Annotated in this window: 20 protein-coding genes and 1 riboswitch; of the genes, 15 read left to right on the top strand and 5 right to left on the bottom strand. The window is 70.5% G+C overall.

What is annotated here, in order from left to right; translation table 11 throughout:
• Window positions 1–138 precede the first annotated feature (138 nt).
• Window positions 139–948 carry a bifunctional hydroxymethylpyrimidine kinase/phosphomethylpyrimidine kinase gene (gene thiD / locus ACWEPG_RS06030; RefSeq protein WP_450116534.1) on the top strand — a complete coding sequence of 270 codons (810 nt, stop codon included), beginning with the start codon at window positions 139–141 and terminating at the stop codon, window positions 946–948.
• 11 nt (window positions 949–959) lie between these two features.
• On the opposite strand, the gene ACWEPG_RS06025 is transcribed toward thiD, so the two are convergent.
• A complete protein-coding gene (locus tag ACWEPG_RS06025) occupies window positions 960–1799 on the bottom strand; it encodes an SGNH/GDSL hydrolase family protein (RefSeq protein ID WP_450116533.1) in 840 nt (279 codons plus the stop codon).
• A gap of 108 nt (window positions 1800–1907) precedes the next feature.
• On the opposite strand from ACWEPG_RS06025, the gene ACWEPG_RS06020 reads away from it, so the two are divergent.
• The 14 genes from ACWEPG_RS06020 (at window position 1908) to ACWEPG_RS05955 (ending at window position 13897) form a co-directional block, all read left to right on the top strand.
• Window positions 1908–2552 (top strand): NUDIX hydrolase, encoded by a 645-nt coding sequence (locus tag ACWEPG_RS06020; protein WP_450116532.1) that lies wholly within the window; start codon window positions 1908–1910, stop codon window positions 2550–2552.
• Between the two features lie 53 nt (window positions 2553–2605).
• Window positions 2606–3265, top strand: a complete 660-nt coding sequence (locus ACWEPG_RS06015; protein WP_450116531.1) for an NUDIX hydrolase — start codon at window positions 2606–2608, stop codon at window positions 3263–3265.
• A gap of 18 nt (window positions 3266–3283) precedes the next feature.
• Window positions 3284–4321, top strand: a complete 1038-nt coding sequence (locus tag ACWEPG_RS06010) for an SMP-30/gluconolactonase/LRE family protein (protein ID WP_450116530.1) — start codon at window positions 3284–3286, stop codon at window positions 4319–4321.
• A gap of 102 nt (window positions 4322–4423) precedes the next feature.
• A complete protein-coding gene (locus ACWEPG_RS06005; RefSeq protein WP_450116529.1) occupies window positions 4424–5077 on the top strand; it encodes a CDP-alcohol phosphatidyltransferase family protein in 654 nt (217 codons plus the stop codon).
• Window positions 5074–5958 (top strand): DUF881 domain-containing protein, encoded by an 885-nt coding sequence (locus ACWEPG_RS06000; protein WP_450116528.1) that lies wholly within the window; start codon window positions 5074–5076, stop codon window positions 5956–5958. Before ACWEPG_RS06005 ends, ACWEPG_RS06000 begins: the two co-directional genes overlap by 4 nt.
• Window positions 5955–6332 carry a small basic family protein gene (locus ACWEPG_RS05995; RefSeq protein WP_450116527.1) on the top strand — a complete coding sequence of 126 codons (378 nt, stop codon included), beginning with the start codon at window positions 5955–5957 and terminating at the stop codon, window positions 6330–6332. Before ACWEPG_RS06000 ends, ACWEPG_RS05995 begins: the two co-directional genes overlap by 4 nt.
• A gap of 15 nt (window positions 6333–6347) precedes the next feature.
• The gene (locus tag ACWEPG_RS05990; RefSeq protein ID WP_452594056.1) at window positions 6348–7106 is read left to right on the top strand and encodes a DUF881 domain-containing protein; all 759 of its coding nucleotides are present in this window, start codon (window positions 6348–6350) and stop codon (window positions 7104–7106) included.
• Window positions 7107–7166: 60 nt separating this feature from the next.
• Window positions 7167–7571, top strand: coding sequence for a glycine cleavage system protein GcvH (gene gcvH / locus ACWEPG_RS05985; RefSeq protein WP_450116525.1), 405 nt, complete (start codon window positions 7167–7169; stop codon window positions 7569–7571).
• Window positions 7572–7737: 166 nt separating this feature from the next.
• Window positions 7738–8217 carry a glycogen accumulation regulator GarA gene (gene garA, locus ACWEPG_RS05980; RefSeq protein ID WP_450116524.1) on the top strand — a complete coding sequence of 160 codons (480 nt, stop codon included), beginning with the start codon at window positions 7738–7740 and terminating at the stop codon, window positions 8215–8217.
• A complete protein-coding gene (ftsR, locus tag ACWEPG_RS05975; protein WP_450116523.1) occupies window positions 8217–8960 on the top strand; it encodes a transcriptional regulator FtsR in 744 nt (247 codons plus the stop codon). Before garA ends, ftsR begins: the two co-directional genes overlap by 1 nt.
• A gap of 98 nt (window positions 8961–9058) precedes the next feature.
• Window positions 9059–9532 carry a bifunctional nuclease family protein gene (locus ACWEPG_RS05970; RefSeq protein WP_450116522.1) on the top strand — a complete coding sequence of 158 codons (474 nt, stop codon included), beginning with the start codon at window positions 9059–9061 and terminating at the stop codon, window positions 9530–9532.
• Window positions 9533–9834: 302 nt separating this feature from the next.
• A complete protein-coding gene (locus ACWEPG_RS05965) occupies window positions 9835–10374 on the top strand; it encodes a MerR family transcriptional regulator (protein ID WP_450116556.1) in 540 nt (179 codons plus the stop codon).
• A gap of 114 nt (window positions 10375–10488) precedes the next feature.
• A riboswitch (glycine riboswitch) is annotated at window positions 10489–10585 on the top strand.
• A gap of 158 nt (window positions 10586–10743) precedes the next feature.
• Complete coding sequence (gene gcvP, locus ACWEPG_RS05960) at window positions 10744–13602, top strand: aminomethyl-transferring glycine dehydrogenase (protein ID WP_450116521.1); 2859 nt, start codon at window positions 10744–10746, stop codon at window positions 13600–13602.
• 121 nt (window positions 13603–13723) lie between these two features.
• Window positions 13724–13897 (top strand): hypothetical protein, encoded by a 174-nt coding sequence (locus ACWEPG_RS05955; protein WP_450116520.1) that lies wholly within the window; start codon window positions 13724–13726, stop codon window positions 13895–13897.
• A gap of 31 nt (window positions 13898–13928) precedes the next feature.
• Here the strand turns inward: ACWEPG_RS05955 and ACWEPG_RS05950 are convergent, their stop codons facing one another.
• The 4 genes from ACWEPG_RS05950 to ACWEPG_RS05935 all read right to left on the bottom strand — a co-directional run bounded on the left by ACWEPG_RS05950 (window position 13929) and on the right by ACWEPG_RS05935 (window position 21132).
• On the bottom strand, window positions 13929–15728 hold the full coding sequence (locus ACWEPG_RS05950; protein WP_450116519.1) for an N-acyl-D-amino-acid deacylase family protein: 1800 nt from the start codon (window positions 15726–15728) through the stop codon (window positions 13929–13931).
• A gap of 130 nt (window positions 15729–15858) precedes the next feature.
• Complete coding sequence (locus tag ACWEPG_RS05945; protein WP_452594055.1) at window positions 15859–17019, bottom strand: metallophosphoesterase; 1161 nt, start codon at window positions 17017–17019, stop codon at window positions 15859–15861.
• A gap of 3 nt (window positions 17020–17022) precedes the next feature.
• Entirely contained in the window at window positions 17023–18810 is a 1788-nt protein-coding gene (locus ACWEPG_RS05940; RefSeq protein ID WP_452594054.1) for a substrate-binding domain-containing protein, read from the bottom strand.
• A gap of 126 nt (window positions 18811–18936) precedes the next feature.
• Window positions 18937–21132: a malate synthase G gene (locus tag ACWEPG_RS05935; protein WP_452594053.1), complete on the bottom strand. Its 2196-nt coding sequence runs from the start codon at window positions 21130–21132 to the stop codon at window positions 18937–18939.
• Window positions 21133–21474: the final 342 nt, after the last annotated feature.

Genomic DNA, 21474 nt, shown 5'->3' with positions numbered 1-21474 from the left:
TAATACTTACGATAGCGGGATGTCGAGTGCGGCCGCCGGACCTCCCGCCTGCGGGAGAACGGAGCACGACTATCCTCGAACGCTGCGACGCCCGGGTTGAAAGGAGTCGCAGCCGTACTCGTTCTCGAAGGAGCATTCGTGGTCGACCTCGCCTATGTCATCGCCGGTTCGGAAGCCACCGGTGGAGCGGGTCTCCAGGTCGACCTGAAGACCTTCCAGGAACTCGGTGTCTACGGGGTCGGCACCATCACCTGCATCGTGTCCTTCGATCCGAAGGCAGGGTGGGCGCACCGGTTCGTTCCGATCGCACCGGAGGTCATCGCCGACCAGATCGAGGCCGCGACCGCCGCGCACGACCTCGACGTCGTCAAGATCGGCATGCTCGGCACCCCGGCCACCATCGAGGTCGTCGCGGCCGGTTTGCGTCGCCAGTCCTGGCGGCACGTCGTCCTCGACCCGGTCCTGATCTGCAAGGGTCAGGAGCCCGGTGCAGCCCTCGACACCGACACGGCACTGCGTGAGCAGATTCTGCCGCTCGCCACCGTCGTCACACCCAATCTGTTCGAGGCCCGCACGCTCGCGGGTATGGAGGCCATCGGCTCCGTCGACGAACTCATCGAGGCGGCGCGTCGCATCCACGATCTCGGACCGCGCTACGTGATCGCCAAGGGCGGCGTCGAGTTGGCCGGCGACGACGCCGTCGACGTGCTCTTCGACGGCACCGAGGTGACCGTCCTGCGGGCCCCCAAGGTCGGGCAGGAGCGGGTCTCCGGTGCCGGGTGCACGCTCGCCGCCGCGATCACCGCCGAACTCGCCAAGGGCGTCGAGGTGGCGTCCGCGGTCGAGTTCGCCAAGGAATTCGTCACCGCCGGAATCGCAGGCCGGGTCTCGGCGCGCACCCCGTTCGACACCGTGTGGCAGGGCGCGTACGTCGACGCCCTCGCCTGAGCGACCGTTCGTCAGCGGGCCGCGGCCGCGCGCACCTGCGCGGCCGCGTTTGCGTGACCGGCGGCGTTCGGGTGCAGCGGAATCGGCGCCGCGACCGAGGTCGGGATCGCGCCCTCGATCCAGCGCTGCTGCGGCGGCGCGCACACGTCGTGGCCGCGAGTGGACGGGAATAGATCGACGAACGTGGCGTTCGTGATGCCGGTCGCCATCGCCGCGTTCAGCCGGACGATCAGCGACTCGAGGTAGTCGGCGTCGACCGGCCACACCGGCTGGATCCCCGGGCAGCCGCCCGGCCGGATCGCGGTGGGGTATCCGACCAGCAGGACCCGCGCCCGCGGGGCTCGGCTCCGGATCTCGCCGATCACGGCCGTATACGTCGCGGCGAGCCGGTCGGCCCGCTCCGCGTGGCTGTCGGCGCCGTCGGTGGTGCGCGCGGCCGCGCACGACCGGCCGTACGGGGGCGGCCCGACGTTCAGGCACCCCACCGCGAGCGGCACCAGGCCGACGTCGTTGGCTCCGATGCCGACCGTGACGAGGGTGGTGTCCGGGGTGAGTGCATCGAATTGTGCCGGGCGCGAAGGGGACTGGCTCTGCCAGAGATCGCCGGTGGTGGCCCCGCTGCACGTGACGTCCCGGAACGCGGCGGCGTGCAACGCCGCGGCGACGAGGTGCGGATAGTTCACCGCGGACTGCAGACAGCCGGTCACCACGAGATTCGGAGCGATGCCGGGACCGGCCGAGAACGAGTCGCCGAGCGCCACGTACACCACGGGCGGCGACGGGGTGTCGGCCCGGGCGAGGGGCATCCCGGCGAGGACGAGGGCGGCGACGAACGCCGCAACCGATTTCATTGCGATCTCGGTTCCGTGAGGGCGACGAGCGATGCACAGTCAACGTACCCCCGTTGCACTGCCCGTGGAACGGGCGGATGAAACGTCCCGCCCGGCTACTGTCGACCGATGACGGCGAACGCGGCGAGATCGGCAGTGGACGACACCCGGCCGGGGCTGACCAGGGACCGGTGCGCGAACGCGCTGCAGCGGTTCGAGGTCCGTACCGCGCCCGACACCGGTGACCGCCGTGCTGCGGTCGCCCTCGCGGTCGTCGACCGCGCGGACGGTCCGGTCCTGCTGCTGACGCTGCGGCCGAGCAGGATGCGTGCGCACCCGGGACAGTTCGCGCTGCCGGGCGGCGGCATCGATCCCGGCGAGACGCCCGAGCAGGCGGCGCTGCGCGAACTCGACGAGGAACTCGGGGTGGCGGTGGGCGAGGACGCGGTGCTCGGCGTCCTCGACGACTTCGTCACCAGGTCCGGGTACGTGATGACCCCCGTCGTGGTGTGGGTCGGCGCGCTCACCGCGCCGCTGCGGCCCAACCCGGACGAGGTGGCGATGGTGTTCGAGGTGACCGAGGCCGAACTGGACACCGAGCCGGTGCGGCGACCGCTGCCCGGTGAGACCGAGGCGCTGTTCCGGTGGCCGTTCCGCGGCGAGCAACTCTTCGCGCCGACCGCGGCGATCATCCACCAGTTCCGGGAGATCGCCCTGCACGGTCGCGACACCAGGGTCGCCGCGTTCACCCAGCCGGACTTCGCGGCGCGGTGACACGCGCGCCGGGTCGTGAGCGGATGTCACCGTCTCGGGGTTACCGTCGGCTGATGGACGCGAGCATCCCACAGGGCGACGGACGAACCGCGGGCGACGGGCCCGCCCTGACCCGAGAGGGGTGCGCCGCCCGGGTCGCGGCGTTCGACCGGATCGCCGCTCCGGACACCGGTGGACGACGGGCCGCCGTCGCGCTGGCCGTGATCACCGACAGCGCAGGCGCGCGACTGCTGCTCACCCGGAGGCCCCCGAAGATGCGGGCGCACGCAGGCCAGTTCGCGCTTCCGGGCGGCGGGGTCGATCCGGGGGAGTCGCCGCAGCAGGCCGCGGTCAGGGAACTCGCCGAGGAACTGGGTGTCCAGGCGCCCGCCGAGAGCGTTCTCGGCCTCCTCGACGACTACGTGACGCGGTCCGGATACGTCATCACCCCCGTCGTGGTGTGGGTCGGTGGGCTCCCCGGCCCGATCACCCCGAACCCGGACGAGGTCGCGTCGGTGTTCGAGGTGACGATGGCCGAGGTCGACGTCGACCCGCTGCTGGAACCGGTGCCGGACGCACCGGCCGACGCCCTGCCCATGCTGCGCTGGCCGTTCCGCGGCGGCGCCATGCACGCCCCGACCGCCGCGATCATCCACCAGTTCCGGGAGGTCGCCATCCACGGCCGTGACACCCGGGTGGCCGGATATGCGCAACCCGACTTCGCGGCGCGCTGACCCGATTACCGTGGGTGCATGGGATTCGCACGCGACGTCCTTGCCCGACTCGACCGAACCGGCGTCGACCCCGTCGCGTGGCGGGCGCCGAGGCCGCCCCGTGAGATCCCCGATCCGGCACCGGAATTCGACGACCTCGAGCGGTGGCCGACACCCGGCACGGCGGGGCCGGAGGACGTGGCCGTCGATCACGAGGGCAGGCTCGTCACGGGCACCGTCGACGGCGCCGTCTGGCGCTACGACGGCCCCGGCCGCGTCGCACGGGTCGCCGACACCGGCGGCCGCCCGCTGGGCATCGAGATCCTCGCGGACGGTCGGTACCTGGTGTGCGACGCCGAGCGTGGCGTCCTGCGGGTCGACGACCGGGGCCGGATCGAGACACTGACGGACCGCGCGGTCGGCAAACCGCTGATCGCGTGCAACAACTCCGCCGTCGGACGGGACGGCGTGGTCTACTTCACCGATTCGTCCGCGAAGTTCACCATCCCCGAACACCGGCTCGACGTCCTCGAACATCGCGGCACCGGCCGGCTGATCCGCTTCGACCCGGCCACCGGCGACACGGACCTGCTCGCCGACGGCCTGCAGTTCGCGAACGGGGTGGGTCTCGCCGCCGACGAGTCGTACGTCCTGGTCGCCGAGACCGGGGGCTACGCGATCCGTCGGGTCGACCTGACCGGCCCCTCGGCGGGGCGGGTGTCGACCTGGGTCGAGAACCTGCCCGGCCTGCCCGACAACGTGACCTCCCAGACCGACGCGGGCATCTTCTGGGTGGCGCTCTACAGTCCCCGGATGCGCCTGCTCGACCTGATGGCGCCCTACCCCGCGTTGCGGATCCTCGCAGCGAACCTGTCGGACCGGGTACAGCCGGATCCCGAGCGGCGAGCGTGGGTCCTCGGCCTCGACGCCCGCGGGAGCATCCGGCACAACCTGCGCGGCCCCGAGGGCGGCTATTCGCCGGTGACCGGTGTGCGGGAGTCGGGCGGGTCGCTGTATCTGGGCAGCCTCACCGCCGACGGGGTGGCCCGCATCCCGGCACCCCGCCCGCCCGTGTGACAGTCTTTAGCGGATCGCCCCGACCCCGTGAACCAGTCCCCGGTGAACCAGCCCCGGGGGAATCGGGACGTCGGCGAAGCGGCGAGTGACTGTGGGAGTGACATGGACAGCGGAGACCTGCCACGCGGGCAGGCGGATGCGGCGGCAGAGCCGGTCGTGACCGACCGGGTGCTGACCGTGCCGAACCTGCTCAGTGTGGTGCGGTTGATCGGCGTGCCGCTGTTCGCCTACCTGTTGCTCGTGCCGCACGCGGACGGGTGGGCGTTGGCGATCCTGATCCTCAGCGGTTTCACGGACTGGGCCGACGGCAAGCTGGCGAGGCTGCTGAACCAGACCTCGAAGCTCGGCGCGCTGCTCGACCCGCTGGTCGACCGGCTGTACGTGGTCACCACCCTGCTGGCCTTCTCGATCCGCGGGATGATCCCGTGGTGGGTGACGGCGCTGCTCATCGGGCGCGACCTCGTGCTCGCCGCGACGCTGCAGATCTATCGCCGCCGCGGCCTGCCGCCGCCGTCGGTGCTGTACCTGGGCAAGGCCGCGACGTTCGCGCTGATGATCGCACTGCCGCTCGTGCTCGCCGCCCAGGGCGACTGGGCCGTCGCGCCCTTCGCGCACGCCTGGGGGTACGCGCTGCTCGCGTGGGGGACGGGACTGTACGTGTGGACGGGGCTGCTGTACCTGCTGGCGGCCCGGAATGTCGCCCGTGAGGTGACGCCGGTCGTGGCCGGCGCCGGGCGGGGAGTCGAATCACCATGAACGACAGCGGCGTTCCGGTGACGCCCGAGGTCTCGCAGGTGCGCCGCAATCCGACGCCGTCCCTGCTGACGGCGCTGCTCGCGGAGGGGCTCGACCCCGGCTACGCCGCGGCCGCCGAGGACCGCGCCCGCGGCCACTCGCTGCACCGGCCGCTGCGCGCCGGGGTGTGGTGCGCGGGCGGCGCACTGGTTCTCGGCCTGATCTTCGGAATCGCCTTCGCCGAGGCGGCCGACCGGGCCCCCGGCACCGAGCAGGTGCGCCGCGACATCCTCACTCAGGTCGATGCGGCGGAAACGCGCGGCACCGACCTCACCAACACCCGGGACGACCTGACCGCGCGCACCGACGCCGCGCGCACCCAGGCGCTCGCCGGGGACGCGCAGGGCGCCGCCGTCCTGGGCCGGATCGCCGCCCTCGAACAGGACGCGGCGCTCGGCCCGGTGCACGGGCCCGGGATCACCGTCACCCTGACCGACCCGGCCGCCCGGCCGGACCTGTCGGACCGCTCCCGTCCCGGTGGAGGCGCGAAGCCGGTGATCATCGACCGTGACCTGCAGGCGGTGGTGAACGGGCTGTGGGGCGCCGGCGCCGAGGCGGTCGCGGTCGGGAACGTGCGGGTCGGGCCCGGGGTGACGATCCGGCAGGCCGGCGGGGCGATGCTCGTCGACAACCAGCCGGTGCCGTCGCCGTACGTGGTGTCGGCGATCGGATCGCCGGCCAGGTTGCAGACCGGGTTCGTCGTCAGTGACGCCTACCTCCGGATGTCCGGGGTGGCGCAGCTGTACGGTGCCGGATTCGACGTCGCCGAGGACGACGAGATCAGCCTCCCGGCCGCGACGGCCAGGGAGATTCGCAGTGCACGAGAGGTGAGGGGTCAGTGAAGTCGGTCAAACCTCTGCAGGTGGCCAAGAACGGCTATGCGATCTACGGGGTGCTCGCACTGATCGTGGGCATCGTGGCCGGCGTCGTGTTCCGGCCGCAGGTTCCGGACGCGATCCAGCCGTACCTGCCGATCGCCGTGGTCGCGGCGCTGGACGCCGTGTTCGGTGGTCTGCGTGCGTATCTCGACGAGATCTTCGACGCGAAGGTGTTCGTCGTCTCGTTCGTGTTCAACGTGCTGGTGGCGGCGCTGATCGTCTGGCTCGGTGATCAACTCGGAGTCGGAACACAGCTCTCGACCGCGATCGTCGTCGTGCTCGGCATCCGGATCTTCGGCAACGCGGCGGCCTTGCGCCGCAGGCTCTTCGGGGCGTGAGGGTCGACGTGGGAGGTGAGGACTGAGGTGGCGACCGAGGGCAGGCACGAGTGGCACACCGCGACACCGGCCGCGGCGCGGCGATCGAAGGTGGTGTTCGGGCTCCTGGCGCTGCTGCTGATGGCGGCGCTCGGCATCGCGATCGCCACCCAGGTCCGCGACACCGGGTCGGGGGACACCCTGGACTCGGCGCGCCCCGCGGACCTGCTGGTGATCCTCGACAACCTGAATCAGCGCGAGGCCGCGCTGCGGCAGGAGATCACCTCGCTGCAGGAGACCCTTTCGACCCTGCAGCGCAGCGGTGGCGGCTCCGACGCCGCGTTGGCGGAGGCGAACGCCCGGCTTACCGCCCTGTCGATTCAGGTCGGCGCGGCGGCGGCGACCGGACCCGGGGTGGTCCTGACCGTCACCGACCCCGCCTCCGGGGTGGGTTCGGAAGTGATGTTGGACATGGTTCAGGAGCTGCGGGCGGCCGGGGCCGAGGCGATCGAGGTGCGGGGCGCCGAGGGCGCGCCGATCCGGGTCGGCGTCAACTCCTGGGTCAGTGGTACGGCCGGGAACCTGCAGCTCGACGGCGCTGCGCTGGCCGCGCCGTACGTCGTCACCGCGATCGGCGACCCGCCGACCCTCGCTGCCGCACTGAACATCCCGGGTGGTGTCGTGGACACCGTCGCGCGCAGCGGTGGCCGGGTGTCGGTCGAACAATCAGGGCAGGTCACGATCGCCGCCTTGCGAGAGGCGAAACCTCGCCAATACGCTCAGCCCGGAAACTGAAGTTCCGCTGTCGCACAGATCTTCTGTACGGCGTCGGACACTCGTCGAAAGGACCACACGGTGAGCGACACCAACATCCCGGCCGAATTGCGTTACACGGCCGAGCACGAATGGGTGCAGCGGACGGGATCGACCACCGTACGGGTCGGCATCACCGATTTCGCGCAGTCCCAGCTCGGGGACGTCGTCTTCGTGCAACTGCCCGCCGTCGACGAAGAGGTGGCGGCCGGAGATTCCTTCGGCGAGGTCGAGTCGACCAAGAGCGTGTCCGACATCTACGCGCCCCTGACCGCGAAAGTTGTTGCGGCGAACGAGAACCTGGAGGCCAGCCCGGAGCTGGTCAACTCTGCGCCGTACGGTGACGGCTGGCTGGTCGATCTCGAGGTCGCCGACGAGGCTGCTCTGGACGCTGCGCTGGCCGGGATGCTCGACGCGGCCGCATACCAGGAGGTAGCCGGGGGTTAACCCCGACGCGCCCCATGGCGAGAGCGCCTACGCGGACCGGCATCAGCAGGGTACGGTCGTGGGGAAGGGCATTCGCCGTGTCGGGGCGCAGATCCGGATCGGTTGTGATTGTGTCTACAGATTTGTTCGGGGAGTCCCGAATCGATCGGACTGAGGAGGAGAAACGGTGAGCGACAACGACAGCGACGCGGTCTACGGGGAGACGCCCGCGGAGACCACGTCGGTTTTCCGAGCGGATTTCCTCAGCGAACTGGACGGCGCCACGGCCGCGCCGACCGAGCAGGCCGTCTCCGGTGTCGAGGGTCTGCCCGCCGGCTCCGCCCTGCTGGTCGTCAAGCGCGGGCCGAACGCCGGATCGCGGTTCCTGCTGGACCACCCGACCACGTCGGCGGGACGGCACCCGGACAGTGACATCTTCCTCGACGACGTCACCGTCTCCCGCAGGCACGCCGAGTTCCGCCGCGAGCAGCACGAGTTCCAGGTCGTCGACGTCGGCAGCCTCAACGGCACCTACGTCAACCGCGAGCCGGTGGACTCGGCGACGCTGGCCAACGGCGACGAGGTGCAGATCGGCAAGTTCCGCCTGGTCTTCCTGACCGGTCCTCGCGGCGCGGCCGGTGACTCGCCTGCGGGTGCGGGTAGCTGATGACCGCGGTCGGGCAGCGGAGCCAGGGTGCGGGCGGGATGTCGATCGGCTCCGTCCTCGATCGGCTCCGCCCCGAGTTCCCGGACGTCACGATCTCGAAGATCCGCTTCCTGGAAGCGGAAGGCCTGATCAGTCCGGAACGCACACCGTCGGGATACCGGCGGTTCTCGATCGCCGACTGCGAGCGGTTGCGTTACGTACTCACCGCGCAGCGTGACCAGTACCTGCCGCTCAAGGTGATCAAGGAACAGCTCGAGGCCATCGACAGCGGTGTCGCCGTCGTCGGCGCCCCGGACGCCGCGCCGCGGCGTCCGCGGGTGCTGGCGGTGGCCCCCGGCGAGGTCTCGCCCGAGGAGTTCCGACCCGACCGGGAGGTCCGGATCAGCCGGACCGACCTGCTGGCCAGGTCCGGCGTCGACGAGGGCTTCCTCACCGAGCTGATCCGGGCCGGATTGATCGTGCCCGGGTCGGCGGGGTTCTTCGACGAGGACGCGGTCACCCTCGCCCGCACCGCGAAGGCGATGTCGGGGTTCGGTCTCGAGGTGCGGCATCTGCGGGCGTTCAAGCTCGCCGCCGACCGAGAGGCGGGGCTCGTCGCGCAGATCGCCGGGCCGGTCGCGAAGGGGCGCGACGCGGGTGCGCGGGACCGGGCCGAGGAGATGGTCCGCGAGCTCGCCGCACTGTCGCTGACCCTGCACACCTGCCTGGTGAAGTCGGCCGTCCGAGGCGCACTGGATCGCTGATCGTCGTCGCGGTGCGGCTCGCCGAATGGGTATCGGCGCGGTGCGTCGCATCGGCATAGAATCGGTCGAAGCAACAGATTTCACGGAAGGCGAGCGCGATGAGTGAGATGCGTGTGATCGGAATCCGCGTCGAGCAGCCGCAGAACTCGCCCGTGCTGTTGCTCCGCGAAGCGGACGGCGACCGGTACCTGCCGATCTGGATCGGTCAGACCGAGGCGACCGCGATCGTCCTCGAACAGCAGGGTGTCGAGCCGGCTCGGCCCCTGACCCACGACCTCATCACGACCCTGATCGGTGCGCTCGGTCACCGGTTGCTCGAGGTGCGGATCGTGGACCTGCAGGAGGGCACCTTCTACGCCGACCTGGTGTTCGACCGGAACATCACGGTTTCGGCGCGGCCGTCCGATTCGGTGGCCATTGCACTGCGGGCCGGGGTGCCGATCTACGCGGAGGAATCGGTGCTCGCCGAGGCGGGTCTGGTGATGCCGGACGAACGCGAGGACGAGGTCGAGAAGTTCAAGGAGTTCCTCGAGTCGGTCTCCCCGGACGACTTCAAGGCCACCGACGGATAGGTCTCGACACAGGTATCGATAGCATCTCACCTGCACAAATCCAGCTATTTTCAAGCTAAGCTTGGATCACTTTGGGCGTGTTGCGTTGACCGTGTGACCGTCGGCCCATACCGTCTGGCCGTCATGAATACGCACCATGTGATTCATCGGGACGCCCACTGAGCAACGTGGGCGTACGCTTTTCGATGAATCCACGGTTTGGATTTGCGTGTGAGAGGGAGCAGTCAGTGGTAGATCAGCCGCAGGACGCGAATGATCGTCAGCGCGTCGATGCCCAGGCGCCGGCCGTCGAGGTCGACGACGTGCAGCCGGGACTGTTCCCCGACGATTCCGTCCCCGACGAGCTGGTCGGCTACCGCGTCCCGATCGCGTGCCAGATTGCCGGAATCACGTACCGGCAGCTCGACTACTGGGCCCGCACGTCGCTGGTGGTGCCCTCGATCCGCGGCGCGGCCGGTTCGGGAAGTCAGCGCTTGTACTCGTTCAAGGACATCCTGGTCCTCAAGATCGTCAAGCGCCTGCTCGACACCGGCATCTCGTTGCAGAACATCCGGGTCGCGGTCGATCACCTGCGCAAGCGCGGTGTCGCGGACCTCGCGAAGATCACCCTCTTCTCGGACGGCACGACCGTCTACGAGTGCACCTCTCCGGAGGAGGTCGTGGACCTGCTGCAGGGCGGTCAGGGTGTGTTCGGCATCGCCGTCAGCGGCGCGATGCGGGAGCTGACCGGCACCATCGCCGACTTCCCGGCCGAGCGTGCCGACGGCGGCGAGAGCGAGCAGAGCCCGGAGGACGAACTCGCGTCCCGTCGCCGCACCCGGGGCAGCCGCAAGATCGGCTGACCCGCAGGTGGGCCCCCGGGATTTCCGGGGGCTTCCGGCGTGCGTGGCGCTCGCCACACTGCGGCGCCGCGGCATCGGCGTTTCGGCGAACGTCGCCTAGAATTCAGGGTGCGTCGTCGCCGTACGGGAGAGTTCCGGAGCACCTGTCCGGACGCCGAAGGAGCAGCACCTCCCCGTCAATCTCTCAGGCAACAGGGACCGTGCGGGCACCGGCGCCTCTGGAAAGCGGTGGGAGCACCCACCCGCCCACGGGGAAAGGGACGGTCACCCCGCCGACCCGAATCTCTCAGGCGCTCTGACGAGCAGGCGACAGAGGGGGAGGAACGCACCGAACGGTGTGCCCTCTGATCCTTCACCGCGGGAGTTGCCTTGCACGACCAGACCAGCGTCTTCGACAGTGCCGCGTTCGCGGCGCGTCACATCGGACCGGACGACGCCGAACTCGGCCGGATCCTGCACGTGATCGGTGTCGACGACCTCGACGCCCTAGCGGGTAAGGCGGTCCCCGCCAGCATTCTCGATGCGGTCACCGACGGTGTGAGCACCGGCCTCGACGCGCTGCCCGCACCGGTGTCCGAGCACGAGGTGCTCGCCGAGCTGACCGCGCTCGCGCAGCGCAACACCGTCGCAACGTCGATGATCGGTCTGGGCTACCACGACACCCTCACCCCGCCGGTGCTGGTGCGGAACCTGATCGAGAATCCCGCCTGGTACACCGCGTACACGCCCTACCAGCCGGAGATCAGCCAGGGCCGCCTCGAGGCGCTGCTGAACTTCCAGACGATGGTCTCCGACCTGACCGGGATGGAGGTGGCGAACTCGTCGATGCTCGACGAGGCCACCGCCGCGGCCGAGGCGATGACGCTGCTGCGGCGCGCGGGCAGGTCGAAGTCCGCGCGGTTCGTGATCGACACGGACCTGTTCCCGCAGACCCGGGCCGTCCTCGAGACCCGGGCCACCCCGCTCGGTATCGAACTCGTCGAGGCAGATCTCACCCAGGGCCTGCCCGACGGCGAGTTCTTCGGCGTGCTCGCACAGCTGCCCGGCGCGTCCGGCCGGGTCGTCGACCACTCGTCCCTCATCGCCGCCGCCCACGAGCGCGGCGCGCTCGTCGCGGTCGGCGCCGACCTGCTCGCGCTGACGCTGCTCACCCCGCCCGGAGAGATGGGTGCGGACGCCTGCTTCGGCACCACCCAGCGCTTCGGTGTCCCGATGGGCTTCGGTGGCCCACACGCCGGCTATCTCGCCGTGCACTCCAAGCACGCCCGGCAGCTGCCCGGCCGGCTGGTCGGCGTGTCCGTCGACGCGGACGGCGACAAGGCGTACCGGCTGGCACTGCAGACCCGCGAGCAGCACATCCGCCGCGAGAAGGCCACCTCCAACATCTGCACCGCGCAGGTGCTGCTCGCCGTCGTCGCCGCGATGTACGCGAGCTACCACGGCGCCGAGGGGCTGACCGCGATCGCGCGGCGCGTCAACGCCGCCGCCGGCAGCCTGGCGGCCGGTCTGCGTTCCGGTGGTGTCGAGGTCGTGCACGAGGCGTTCTTCGACACCGTCCTCGCCCGCGTCCCCGGTCGCGCCGCCGACGTCGTCTCGACGGCCAAGGGCTGGAACGTGAACCTGCGCCTCGTCGACGCCGACCACGTCGCCGTCGCGTGCGACGAAGCGACCACGACCGCGCACCTGCAGTCGGTCCTCGCCGCGTTCGGGGTCGCGGGTGACCTCACCGCGGACGCACCGGAATCGTTGCCCGCCCCGTTGGCCCGGACCACGGAGTTCCTCACCCACCCGGCGTTCACCAGCCACCGCACGGAGACCGCGATGATGCGCTACCTGCGCAAGCTCTCCGACAAGGACATCGCCCTCGACCGCAGCATGATCCCGCTCGGCTCGTGCACCATGAAGCTCAACGCGGCCGCCGAGATGGAGGCCATCACCTGGCCGCAGTTCAACGGTCTGCACCCGTTCGCGCCCGCCGACGACACCCCCGGCATCCGGCAGATCGTCGCGGACCTCGAGTCGTGGTTGTCGTCGATCACCGGCTACGACCGGGTGAGCCTGCAGCCGAACGCGGGCAGCCAGGGCGAGTACGCGGGCCTGCTCGCGATCCGCAACTACCACCTCTCGCGCGGCGACGACCATCGCGACACCTGCCTGATCCCGTCGAGCGCGCACGGCACCAACGCCGCGTCGGCCGTGATGGCCGGTATGCGCGTCGAGGTCGTCGCCTGCCGCCCGAACGGCGACGTCGATCTCGACGACCTGCGCGCCAAGATCGCCGACCACGCCGACCGCCTCGCCGCGATCATGATCACCTACCCGTCCACGCACGGCGTGTACGAGCAGGAGATCGCCGAGATCTGTGCCGCCGTGCACGACGCCGGGGGCCAGGTGTACGTGGACGGCGCGAACCTGAACGCGCTCGTCGGCCTGGCCCGGCCGGGCAGGTTCGGTGGCGACGTCAGCCACCTGAACCTGCACAAGACGTTCTGCATCCCGCACGGCGGTGGCGGTCCCGGAGTCGGGCCGGTCGCGGTCCGCTCCCACCTGGCGCCGTTCCTGCCCGGTCACCCGCTCGCCCCGGAACTCGGCGACGGCCCCACCGTCTCCGCGGCGCCGTACGGCAGCGCGTCGATCCTCCCGATCACCTGGGCGTACATCCGGATGATGGGGGCCACGGGGCTGCGTGAGGCATCGTTGACCGCGATCGCGTCCGCGAACTACATCGCCCGCCGGCTCGACGAGCATTTCCCGGTGCTCTACACCGGCGAGAACGGCATGGTCGCCCACGAGTGCATCATCGACCTCCGGCAGATCACCAAGGACACCGGTGTGACCGTCGACGACGTCGCGAAGCGGTTGGCGGACTACGGTTTCCACGCGCCGACGATGAGCTTCCCGGTCGCGGGAACGCTGATGATCGAGCCGACCGAGTCGGAGAACCTCGCCGAGATCGACCGGTTCTGCGACGCGATGGTCGCCATCCGCCGCGAGATCGACCGCGTCGGGTCGGGGGAGTGGCCGGTGGACGACAACCCGCTGCGCGGCGCCCCGCACACCGCGGCCTGCCTGGTCGGCGAGTGGACCCACCCGTACTCGCGGGAACTGGCGGTGTTCCCGGCCGGGACCGCCGACAAGATCTGGCCGCCGGTCCGCCGTATCGACGGGGCGCACGGCGACCGCAACCTGGTGTGCTCGTGCCCTCCGATCGAGGCGTTCAGCAACTGATCGCCCGGCCGTGAGCGTTGCTCACGGTCGTTGTGCGCGGCGTCCCGCCGGGAGGACGATGATCTCGCGTCTCCCGGCGGGGCGCCGTCCCCGCCTCACCCCATCAACGGAGGTCGGGAAAATGCCTGCCAAGATCGCACGTGCCCTAGCCGTCACCGCGGCCGTTCTCACGCTCGGCGCAGTGGTGGCGCCGTCGGCGTCGGCCGTCGAGCGGCGCGAGCTCGGCAATGGCTCGCTGAACATCTGCTTCGTCGTGCCGCTGCCCGGGTCCGCCGACATCAGCTGGTGCCTCTGACGAACCGGCGATCACGCCGACGCCGAATCGCTCACTGCACGGGCGCCGGAGCCTCCCGGACGGTGCCGTGGGCCTCGCCGCCGCGGAGGAAACGTCCGGTGGCCGCGGTCCGCCCGTACCCCGGCGTGAATTCGCCGGCGCGGTAGACGACCCTGCCGCCGACCGCGGTGACCGTGACCGCCCGGTCGTTGCGGTTGACCATGCGGCGCAGACCACCGAACTCCGCCATCGGTGCTTCCGCATAGCGTTCGGTTTCCTCGTCGAGCCCGGCCGGGTCGATCACAACCAGGTCCGCGCGGTCGCCCTTGCGGAGCCGTCCCGCGTCGAGGCCGTAGAAGTCCCCGATCTCGCCGGTCAGTTTGTACACCGCGGTCTCGGTGGGGATCACGGGTTCGCCGCGGCCCGCGAACTCGTGGATGCGGCGCAGGAACCGGATGCCGTAGTTGTAGAACGCCATGTTGCGCAGGTGCGCGCCCGCATCGGAGAAGCCGAGGGTGACTCCCGGCTGACGGATCAGATGGTTGAGGATCTCCGGTCGGTGGTTGGTGATCACGGTGGTCCACCGGATCGCGGTGCCGTTCTCGACGACGAGATCGAGGAAGGTGTCCACCGGATGCAGGTTCCGCTCGCGCGCCACCTGCCCGAACGTCTTGCCGACGAGAGTGTCGTCCGGGCACTCGGTGATGTGGGCGTCGTCGAAGTCGCGGTGCCAGATACGGGACGAGAACTTCTTCTCGAAGTCACGGCGGAACCACCGCCGGTACGACTCGTCGCGCAGCAGGTCGTTACGCCCCATCTCCTCCTTCAGATGCAGGGCGGCCCGACCGGAGCCGAACTCCTCGAACACGACGAGGTCGATGCCGTCCGAGTACACCTGGAACGGTGTCGGCAGGTGCTGCCAGCGCAGCGCGCCCTTGCCGAGGTCGTTCGTCAGCCGCGCGATCGGACCGAAGATGCGGTACAGCCACGGTTCGGCCTTCGGGTCGGCGGCTGCGAGGACCGACAGCTTCAGCGGCTTGCGCCGGATCCCGGTGCTTGCGGCCGCGAAGAACACGATGTCGTACTTGGTGTTCAGGTTCGGGATCGTCTGCAGGACGGCGCCCCGCCGACGCAGCACCCGGTGCAGGCGCCGGAATTCGCTCCACCGGGCGTAGGTGGAGGGCAGTGATCGGGACCGGTAGCGGTCGCCGTCGAGTTTGTCCCAGGGATTCGTCATCGTGGACAGCCCCAGGAACCCGGCGTCGATGGCGTCCTCGACGGCACGCTCGATCTTCCGCATCTCGGCGCGGTCCGGCTTCTGGCCGGGATCGGTGGACCGGCCCAGGCCCATCACATGGGCGCGGACGTCCGAATGCCCCAGGAAGGAAGCGACATTCGGGCCGAGCGGTAGGGCCTCGATCGCCTCGATGTACTCCTGCGGTGTCCGCCAGCACTTTCCGTCGGTGAGCGCGGGCAGAACGTGTTCGCGGGGCAACGCCTCGACGCGGCTGAACATGTCGGCGATGTCGACCGGGTCGGAGTACACGGTCGACAGCGAGCAGTTCCCCACGAGCACCGTGGTCACGCCGTGCCGGACCGATTCGTTCAGCCCGGGCGCCACCAGCACCTCGGCGTCGTAGTGCGTGTGGACGTCGATGAATCCCGGCATCACCCATTGGCCGGCGGCCTCGACCACCTCGGTGTCCGGACCTGCGGGCAACGGAGCTGAGCTGACCTCGACCACCCGCCCGCCGCGGATGCCGAGGTCGCGTACAGCGCCGGGCGCGCCGGTGCCGTCGAACCAGAGCCCGCCGCGCACGACGAGGTCGAATGGTGCGTCTGAAGTCTGCATGGTGTCCACCTCCCGGTTTTCTCGAAAGGTAGCAATCAACCGAGGGTGCCACGCCCCGAATCGGGACAACCGAATTCGGTTCCGGACGGGCCCCGGTGCCGCCCGTGCACCGAACGTCCACCGGGCGCGTTCAGCCTGCGCCCGCGGGTCCTCGCACCAGTTCGGCGAAGGTGATCTCCGGGGGTGCCCCGATCCGTACCGGTGGCCCCCACGCGCCCGCGCCGCGGCTGGTGTAGAGCACGGTCTCGTCGAATCGGTCGAGTCCGGTCACCGATGGTTGCTGCAGGGGCACCAGATGGCGGAACGTCCACATCTGGCCGCCGTGCGTGTGCCCGGACAGTTGCAGGTCGACGCCGAGTTCGGCGGCCTGCTCCACCTGCTTCGGCTGATGGGCGAGGAGGATGACCGCGCGCTCCGGGTCGCGGCCGGCCAACGCGGCGGGCAGATCCGGCGCGAACGGGGCGGCTGAACTGTGGTCGTGCACCCCGGCGAGGTCGATCACCGCTCCGCCGCGTCGCAACTCGACGCGTGAGTTGCGCAGGGTGTGGATGCCGAGCCGGTCCCACAGGTCGAGCCAGCGGCCACCGTCACCGGCATAGAACTCGTGATTGCCGCTGACCCCGAAGACTCCCAGCGGTGCACGGAGATCCGCGAGCGGGGTCAACGCCGAGCCGACCTTCGCGACGGTGCCGTCGACGAGGTCGCCGCCGAGCAGGATCAGGTCGGGTTGCCGGGCCATGACGGCGTCGACCACGCGGCGGGTGAACGGGGCGCCGCGTGCCGGTCCGACGTGCAGGTCCGTCACGAGCGCGATCCGGGTGCCCGCGAACTCGGCGGGCAGGCGGCGCAACGGAATCCGGACCTGGACCGCGCGGGGAGACGCGGCCTCGGCGACGCCGTATCCAACCGCGCCCAGCGAGCCGACCACCACGGCGACGGTGGCGCCCTGCAGCACGCGGCGCCGTGACGGGTCGGCGGGCGGGTCGTCGGCCCGTGACGTCCGGAGCCGTCGTGCGAGACCGGCGCCCACCGCGATCGCGGCGAGGCCGAGCGTCAGGTACAGCACCACGGCCAGCCACACCCAACCGGCGAACGCAGGCACCCTGGCCCACGTCGGATCGAAGACCTCACCGGTGCCCGCCGCGACAACGGCCAGCGCCGTGAGCACGACCAGGGCCGTGGCGACGGCGCGTCGGCCGTGGGCACCCAGCGCGGTCGGACGGGTCAGGCGCCGATACAGCCACCAGGTGAGCAGCGCCAGGAGCACACCGAACAGGAGGATCCGCAGCATTGCTCAGCGCATCATCGACGTGAATGCCTGCGCGAGTTCCGGTGCGTCCGAACTCGGCACCGCCGTCATCGTCCCGCCGGTCCGTTCGGCCAGCTGGGTGAGGGTGGTCGCGTCGGAGTTCTCGCCGATGGTGACGACGTCGACGCGGACGGGTGCTGCCGTGTCTGCGGTTCCTGCGATCGACCGGAGGAACTGGCTGCTGCTGATGCTGGTGTCGTCGTTGGGTCCGTCGGTGACCAGCAGCACCGAGTTCGGCCGGTCCGCGGCATAGCTGCTCACCGCGCTGGAGTAGGCGGCCTGCACCGAGGGGTACGTGGACGTCGCGGTGGCCGGCGTCACCGCCGCCAGAGCATCGGCGATCGCCTGCCTGCGCGGGACACCGCCGACGCTCTCGTCGACCGGTCCCGTGGTCACGAGCACCTTGTAGGCCTTCGACCCGTCGAGGCCGCGCGAGTACACCCACAGGCCGAGTTCCGCGTCGTCCGAGGTGGCGCGGACCGCCTCGGTGAGCGCGGCGACGGTGTTCGCCAGCCGGGTGCCCGCCCCCTCGACATTGCTCATCGAGCGCGAGACGTCGAGCAGCAGCGTCGTCCGGCCGGGCCGCGTCGGCGCGGCGATCATCTGCCGCAGTTCCGCGGACACCTCCGGGGCGGCAGGCACCAGCGGGGTCTGGATCGGCGCGTAGGCGACCTCCGGTGTCGAGGCCGGGGCACGGTCACCGGCGCGGAACCCGGCGGCGACGAACGCGTCCGCTTGCTCGGGTTGGCGGAGGAAGTCGGCGAAGTCGGCGGCGGCCCGGCGCTGGGTCTCGTCGGTCCAGGCCGCCGCGAGGACCGCACCGGGGTGGTCGGCGACCGGGGTGGCGCCGGCGGGGACGACCTCACGCAATTGCGCGCCCGCCGCGATCGCCGCGGCCAGTTGCTGCTCGGTGGCGGGCACCGCGTGGAGCGCACCGCTGCGGGGCTCCTTCTGCGCGCCGAGGGCGGCCAGGGCGTCCGCGGTGGTCGACGGCGAATCGGGGATTGCCGCGGAGCCGCGGGCGAGGGTGGTCACTGCCGACCTGACTGGGGGCGACGACGCCTGCTCGGCCGTGACCGGTCCCGCGCCTGCCACGGCGACCGCGGCCGCGACGGCTTCGGTGGCCAGCATCGTCGGCTCGGAGTCCGGTGGCATCGCCAGTTGGAGTGTGCCCCAGCGCGGCAGTCCCGCCGTCGTCAACGCCTCCGGATCGGACTGCATGCGCGGCAGGTCCTGCCATCCGACGAGGGGGCGCGACATCGCCTGCGCCACCACGGTCGGCGCGGCGATGACGACCGCCGCGGACGCGATCGGCTTCGGCTGCCCGTCGATCATTCCGGGATGGGCGTTCAACGTGGAGATCGACCAGTTCGACTGCGGAATCCACAGTGCCGGTGCGGGAGTCGGGCCAGTCCATGCTCCGCCTGCGCTCGCGGCGAGCGTGTCGGCCGTGGCCCGGGACGGCTCGTCCGTGACGGTGACGGTGATGCAGTGGTCGCGGACCACCGGCGCGGTGTCGGTGTATCCGGCGGCGAGATCGCGGACCACCGCGGCGATGTCGGGATCCGCGGTGACGTTCAGGCTCGCCTCTCCCTCGACGCAGGTGCGGGCCGCCTGGTCACCCTGGTCGGAGATCCTGTCCCGCAACTGGAACCAGCCGAGCACGGCGAGAAGGAGGACGAGCACCGTGCCGACGGCGATCACCGGGCCTTTGCTGACGCCCCGGAATCCGCCGCTGCCACTGCCGTCTCCACTGCCGCGATGTTGACCCACGGCGGCCAGTCTACGGACGCCCGGAGACATGCCTGACGGACGAGCGTCGCCGCGGGGGCGGCCGTGAACGACGGCACCGCCGTCCGAGGGTCTCGGACGGCGGTGCGGTCGGTCGACCGAGCCGGATCAGGCGTTGGCGGCCTTGTACTCGCGGCGGCGGCGGTGCAGGATCGGCTCGGTGTAGCCGCTCGGCTGCTTGGCGCCCTCGAGGATCAGCTCCTTCGCCGCCTGGAAGGCGATGTTGGAGTCGAAGTCCGGGGCCATGTTCCGGTAGGTGGCGTCGCCGGCGTTCTGCCGGTCCACCACCGGGGCCATCCGCTCGAGCGAGGCGACGACGTCCGCTTCGGTGACGATGCCGTGGCGCAGCCAGTTGGCGAGCAGCTGGCTCGAGATCCGCAGCGTCGCACGGTCTTCCATCAGAGCGACATCGTGGATGTCCGGCACCTTCGAGCAGCCGACACCGGCGTCGATCCAGCGCACCACGTAGCCGAGGATGGACTGGCAGTTGTTGTCGAGCTCCTCGCGCTTCTCGGCGTCCGACCAGTCGGTGGACGGGGCGAGCGGGATGGTGAGGATGTCGTCGACGGTGGCCCGCGGCTTGCCCTTCAGCTCGTCCTGGACCGCGAACACGTCCACCTGGTGGTAGTGGGTGGCGTGCAGGGTGGCGCCCGTCGGGGACGGCACCCACGCGGTGTTGGCGCCGGACTTCGGGTGGCCGATCTTCTGCTCGAGCATGTCGGCCATCAGGTCCGTCATCGCCCACATGCCCTTGCCGATCTGCGCCTTGCCCTGCAGACCGGCGGCCAGGCCGGTGTCGACGTTCCAGTCCTCGTAGGCGGCGATCCAGCGCTGCTTCTTCATCTCGGCCTTGCGCACCATCGCGCCGGCCTCCATGGAGGTGTGGATCTCGTCGCCGGTGCGGTCGAGGAAGCCGGTGTTGATGAACACGACCCGCTCGGACGCCTCCTTGATCGAGGCGGCGAGGTTCACCGTGGTGCGGCGCTCCTCGTCCATGATGCCCACCTTGAGGGTGTTGGCGGGCAGGTCGAGGACCTGCTCGACCCGACCGAACAGTTCGGTGGTGAACGCGACCTCTTCGGGGCCGTGCTGCTTCGGCTTGACGATGTAGATCGAGCCGGTGCGGCTGTTGTTCAGCGGGCCGTGGGCCTCGTCGATGGTCAGGCCGTGGACCGCACACGCGCTGGTGACCAGGGCGTCGAGGATGCCCTCGGGCACCTCGCCTCCGTCGGCGTCGAGGATCGCCGGGTTGGTCATCAGGTGACCGACGTTGCGGACGAACAGCAGTGACCGGCCGTGCAGGGTCAGCTCGGAGCCGTCGACGGCGGTGTAGGTGCGGTCGCCGTTCAGGGTGCGGGTGAGGGTCTTGCCGCCCTTGTCGAACGATTCGGACAGGTCGCCGCGGTTGAGGCCGAGCCAGTTGCGGTAGCCGACGACCTTGTCGTCGGCGTCGACGGCCGCGACCGAGTCCTCGAAGTCCATGATCGTGGTGATCGCGGACTCGAGCACGACGTCCTTGACGCCGGCGGCGTCGGTCGAGCCGATCGGGGAGGTGGCGTCGATCTGGATCTCGGCGTGCAGGCCGTTGTTGCGCAGCAGCACCGACGTCGGCGCGTCCTTCTCGCCGAGGTAGCCGACGAACTTCTCCGGCTGAGCGAGGCTGGTGACGACCTCGGAGCCGAGCTCGATCTTCAGCTCGGTGCCGTCGACGAAGTAGCGGGTGGCGTCGGCGTGGGTGCCCTTCGCCAGCGGGGCGGCGGTGTCGAGGAAGTTGCGGGCCCAGGCGATGACCTTGTCGCCGCGAACCTTGTTGTAGCCGGGCTTTCCTCCGGGCGCCTTCTCGGCGCCACCGGCCTCGGAGATCGCGTCGGTGCCGTACAGCGCGTCGTACAGCGAGCCCCAGCGGGCGTTGGAGGCGTTCAGTGCGAAGCGGGCGTTGAGGACCGGCACGACCAGCTGTGGGCCTGCGGTGGTGGCGATCTCGGCGTCCACGTTCGCGGTGGTGACCTGGAACGGCTCCGGCGTCGGCAGGAGGTAGCCGATCTCCTGCAGGAAGGCCTTGTATGCGGCGGCGTCGTGCGGCTGTCCGGCGCGCTCGCGGTGCCAGCCGTCGATCTGCGCCTGCAGGTCGTCACGCTTGGCCAGCAGTTCCTTGTTCTTGGGGGCGAGGTCCTCGATCACCTTCACGGCGCCGGCCCAGAAGGCGTCGGCGTCCACGCCGGTGCCGGGAAGGGCCTCGTTGTTCACGAAGTCGTAGAGCACCTTGGCGACCTGAAGACCACCGACCTGCACGCGTTCAGTCATTTGAACAGCCTCACTTTTCCGGTACCAGCGGCGGCCCAGCGGGACGCCTACACGGGACGACAACAATGTTACCCGGCGGTAGCTTCCCGGGGAGATCGGGCCGGGCCGCAGCCGGGGCGGAAATCGACGAAAACAGCACTGGTGCTGAGGCGCGTGAGGTGGGCGCCGGCCGTTGCGGACGTATGGTGCGCGTCCGGCCACGGTCTCGATCATGACGGGCGAGTCGGCCGTCGGAAACAGATCATACGGTTTGGTCAGGATCTCGGGCACGCGGCACCGCGACACGGGCGGTCGGGTCCCGGTCCGGAGCGGCGAGCGGTCGCGAGGATGCGGCGAACGGTG

The organism is Rhodococcus sp. NPDC004095 (genome assembly GCF_053604015.1).
This window is presented reverse-complemented; position numbering and strand designations above follow the sequence as displayed.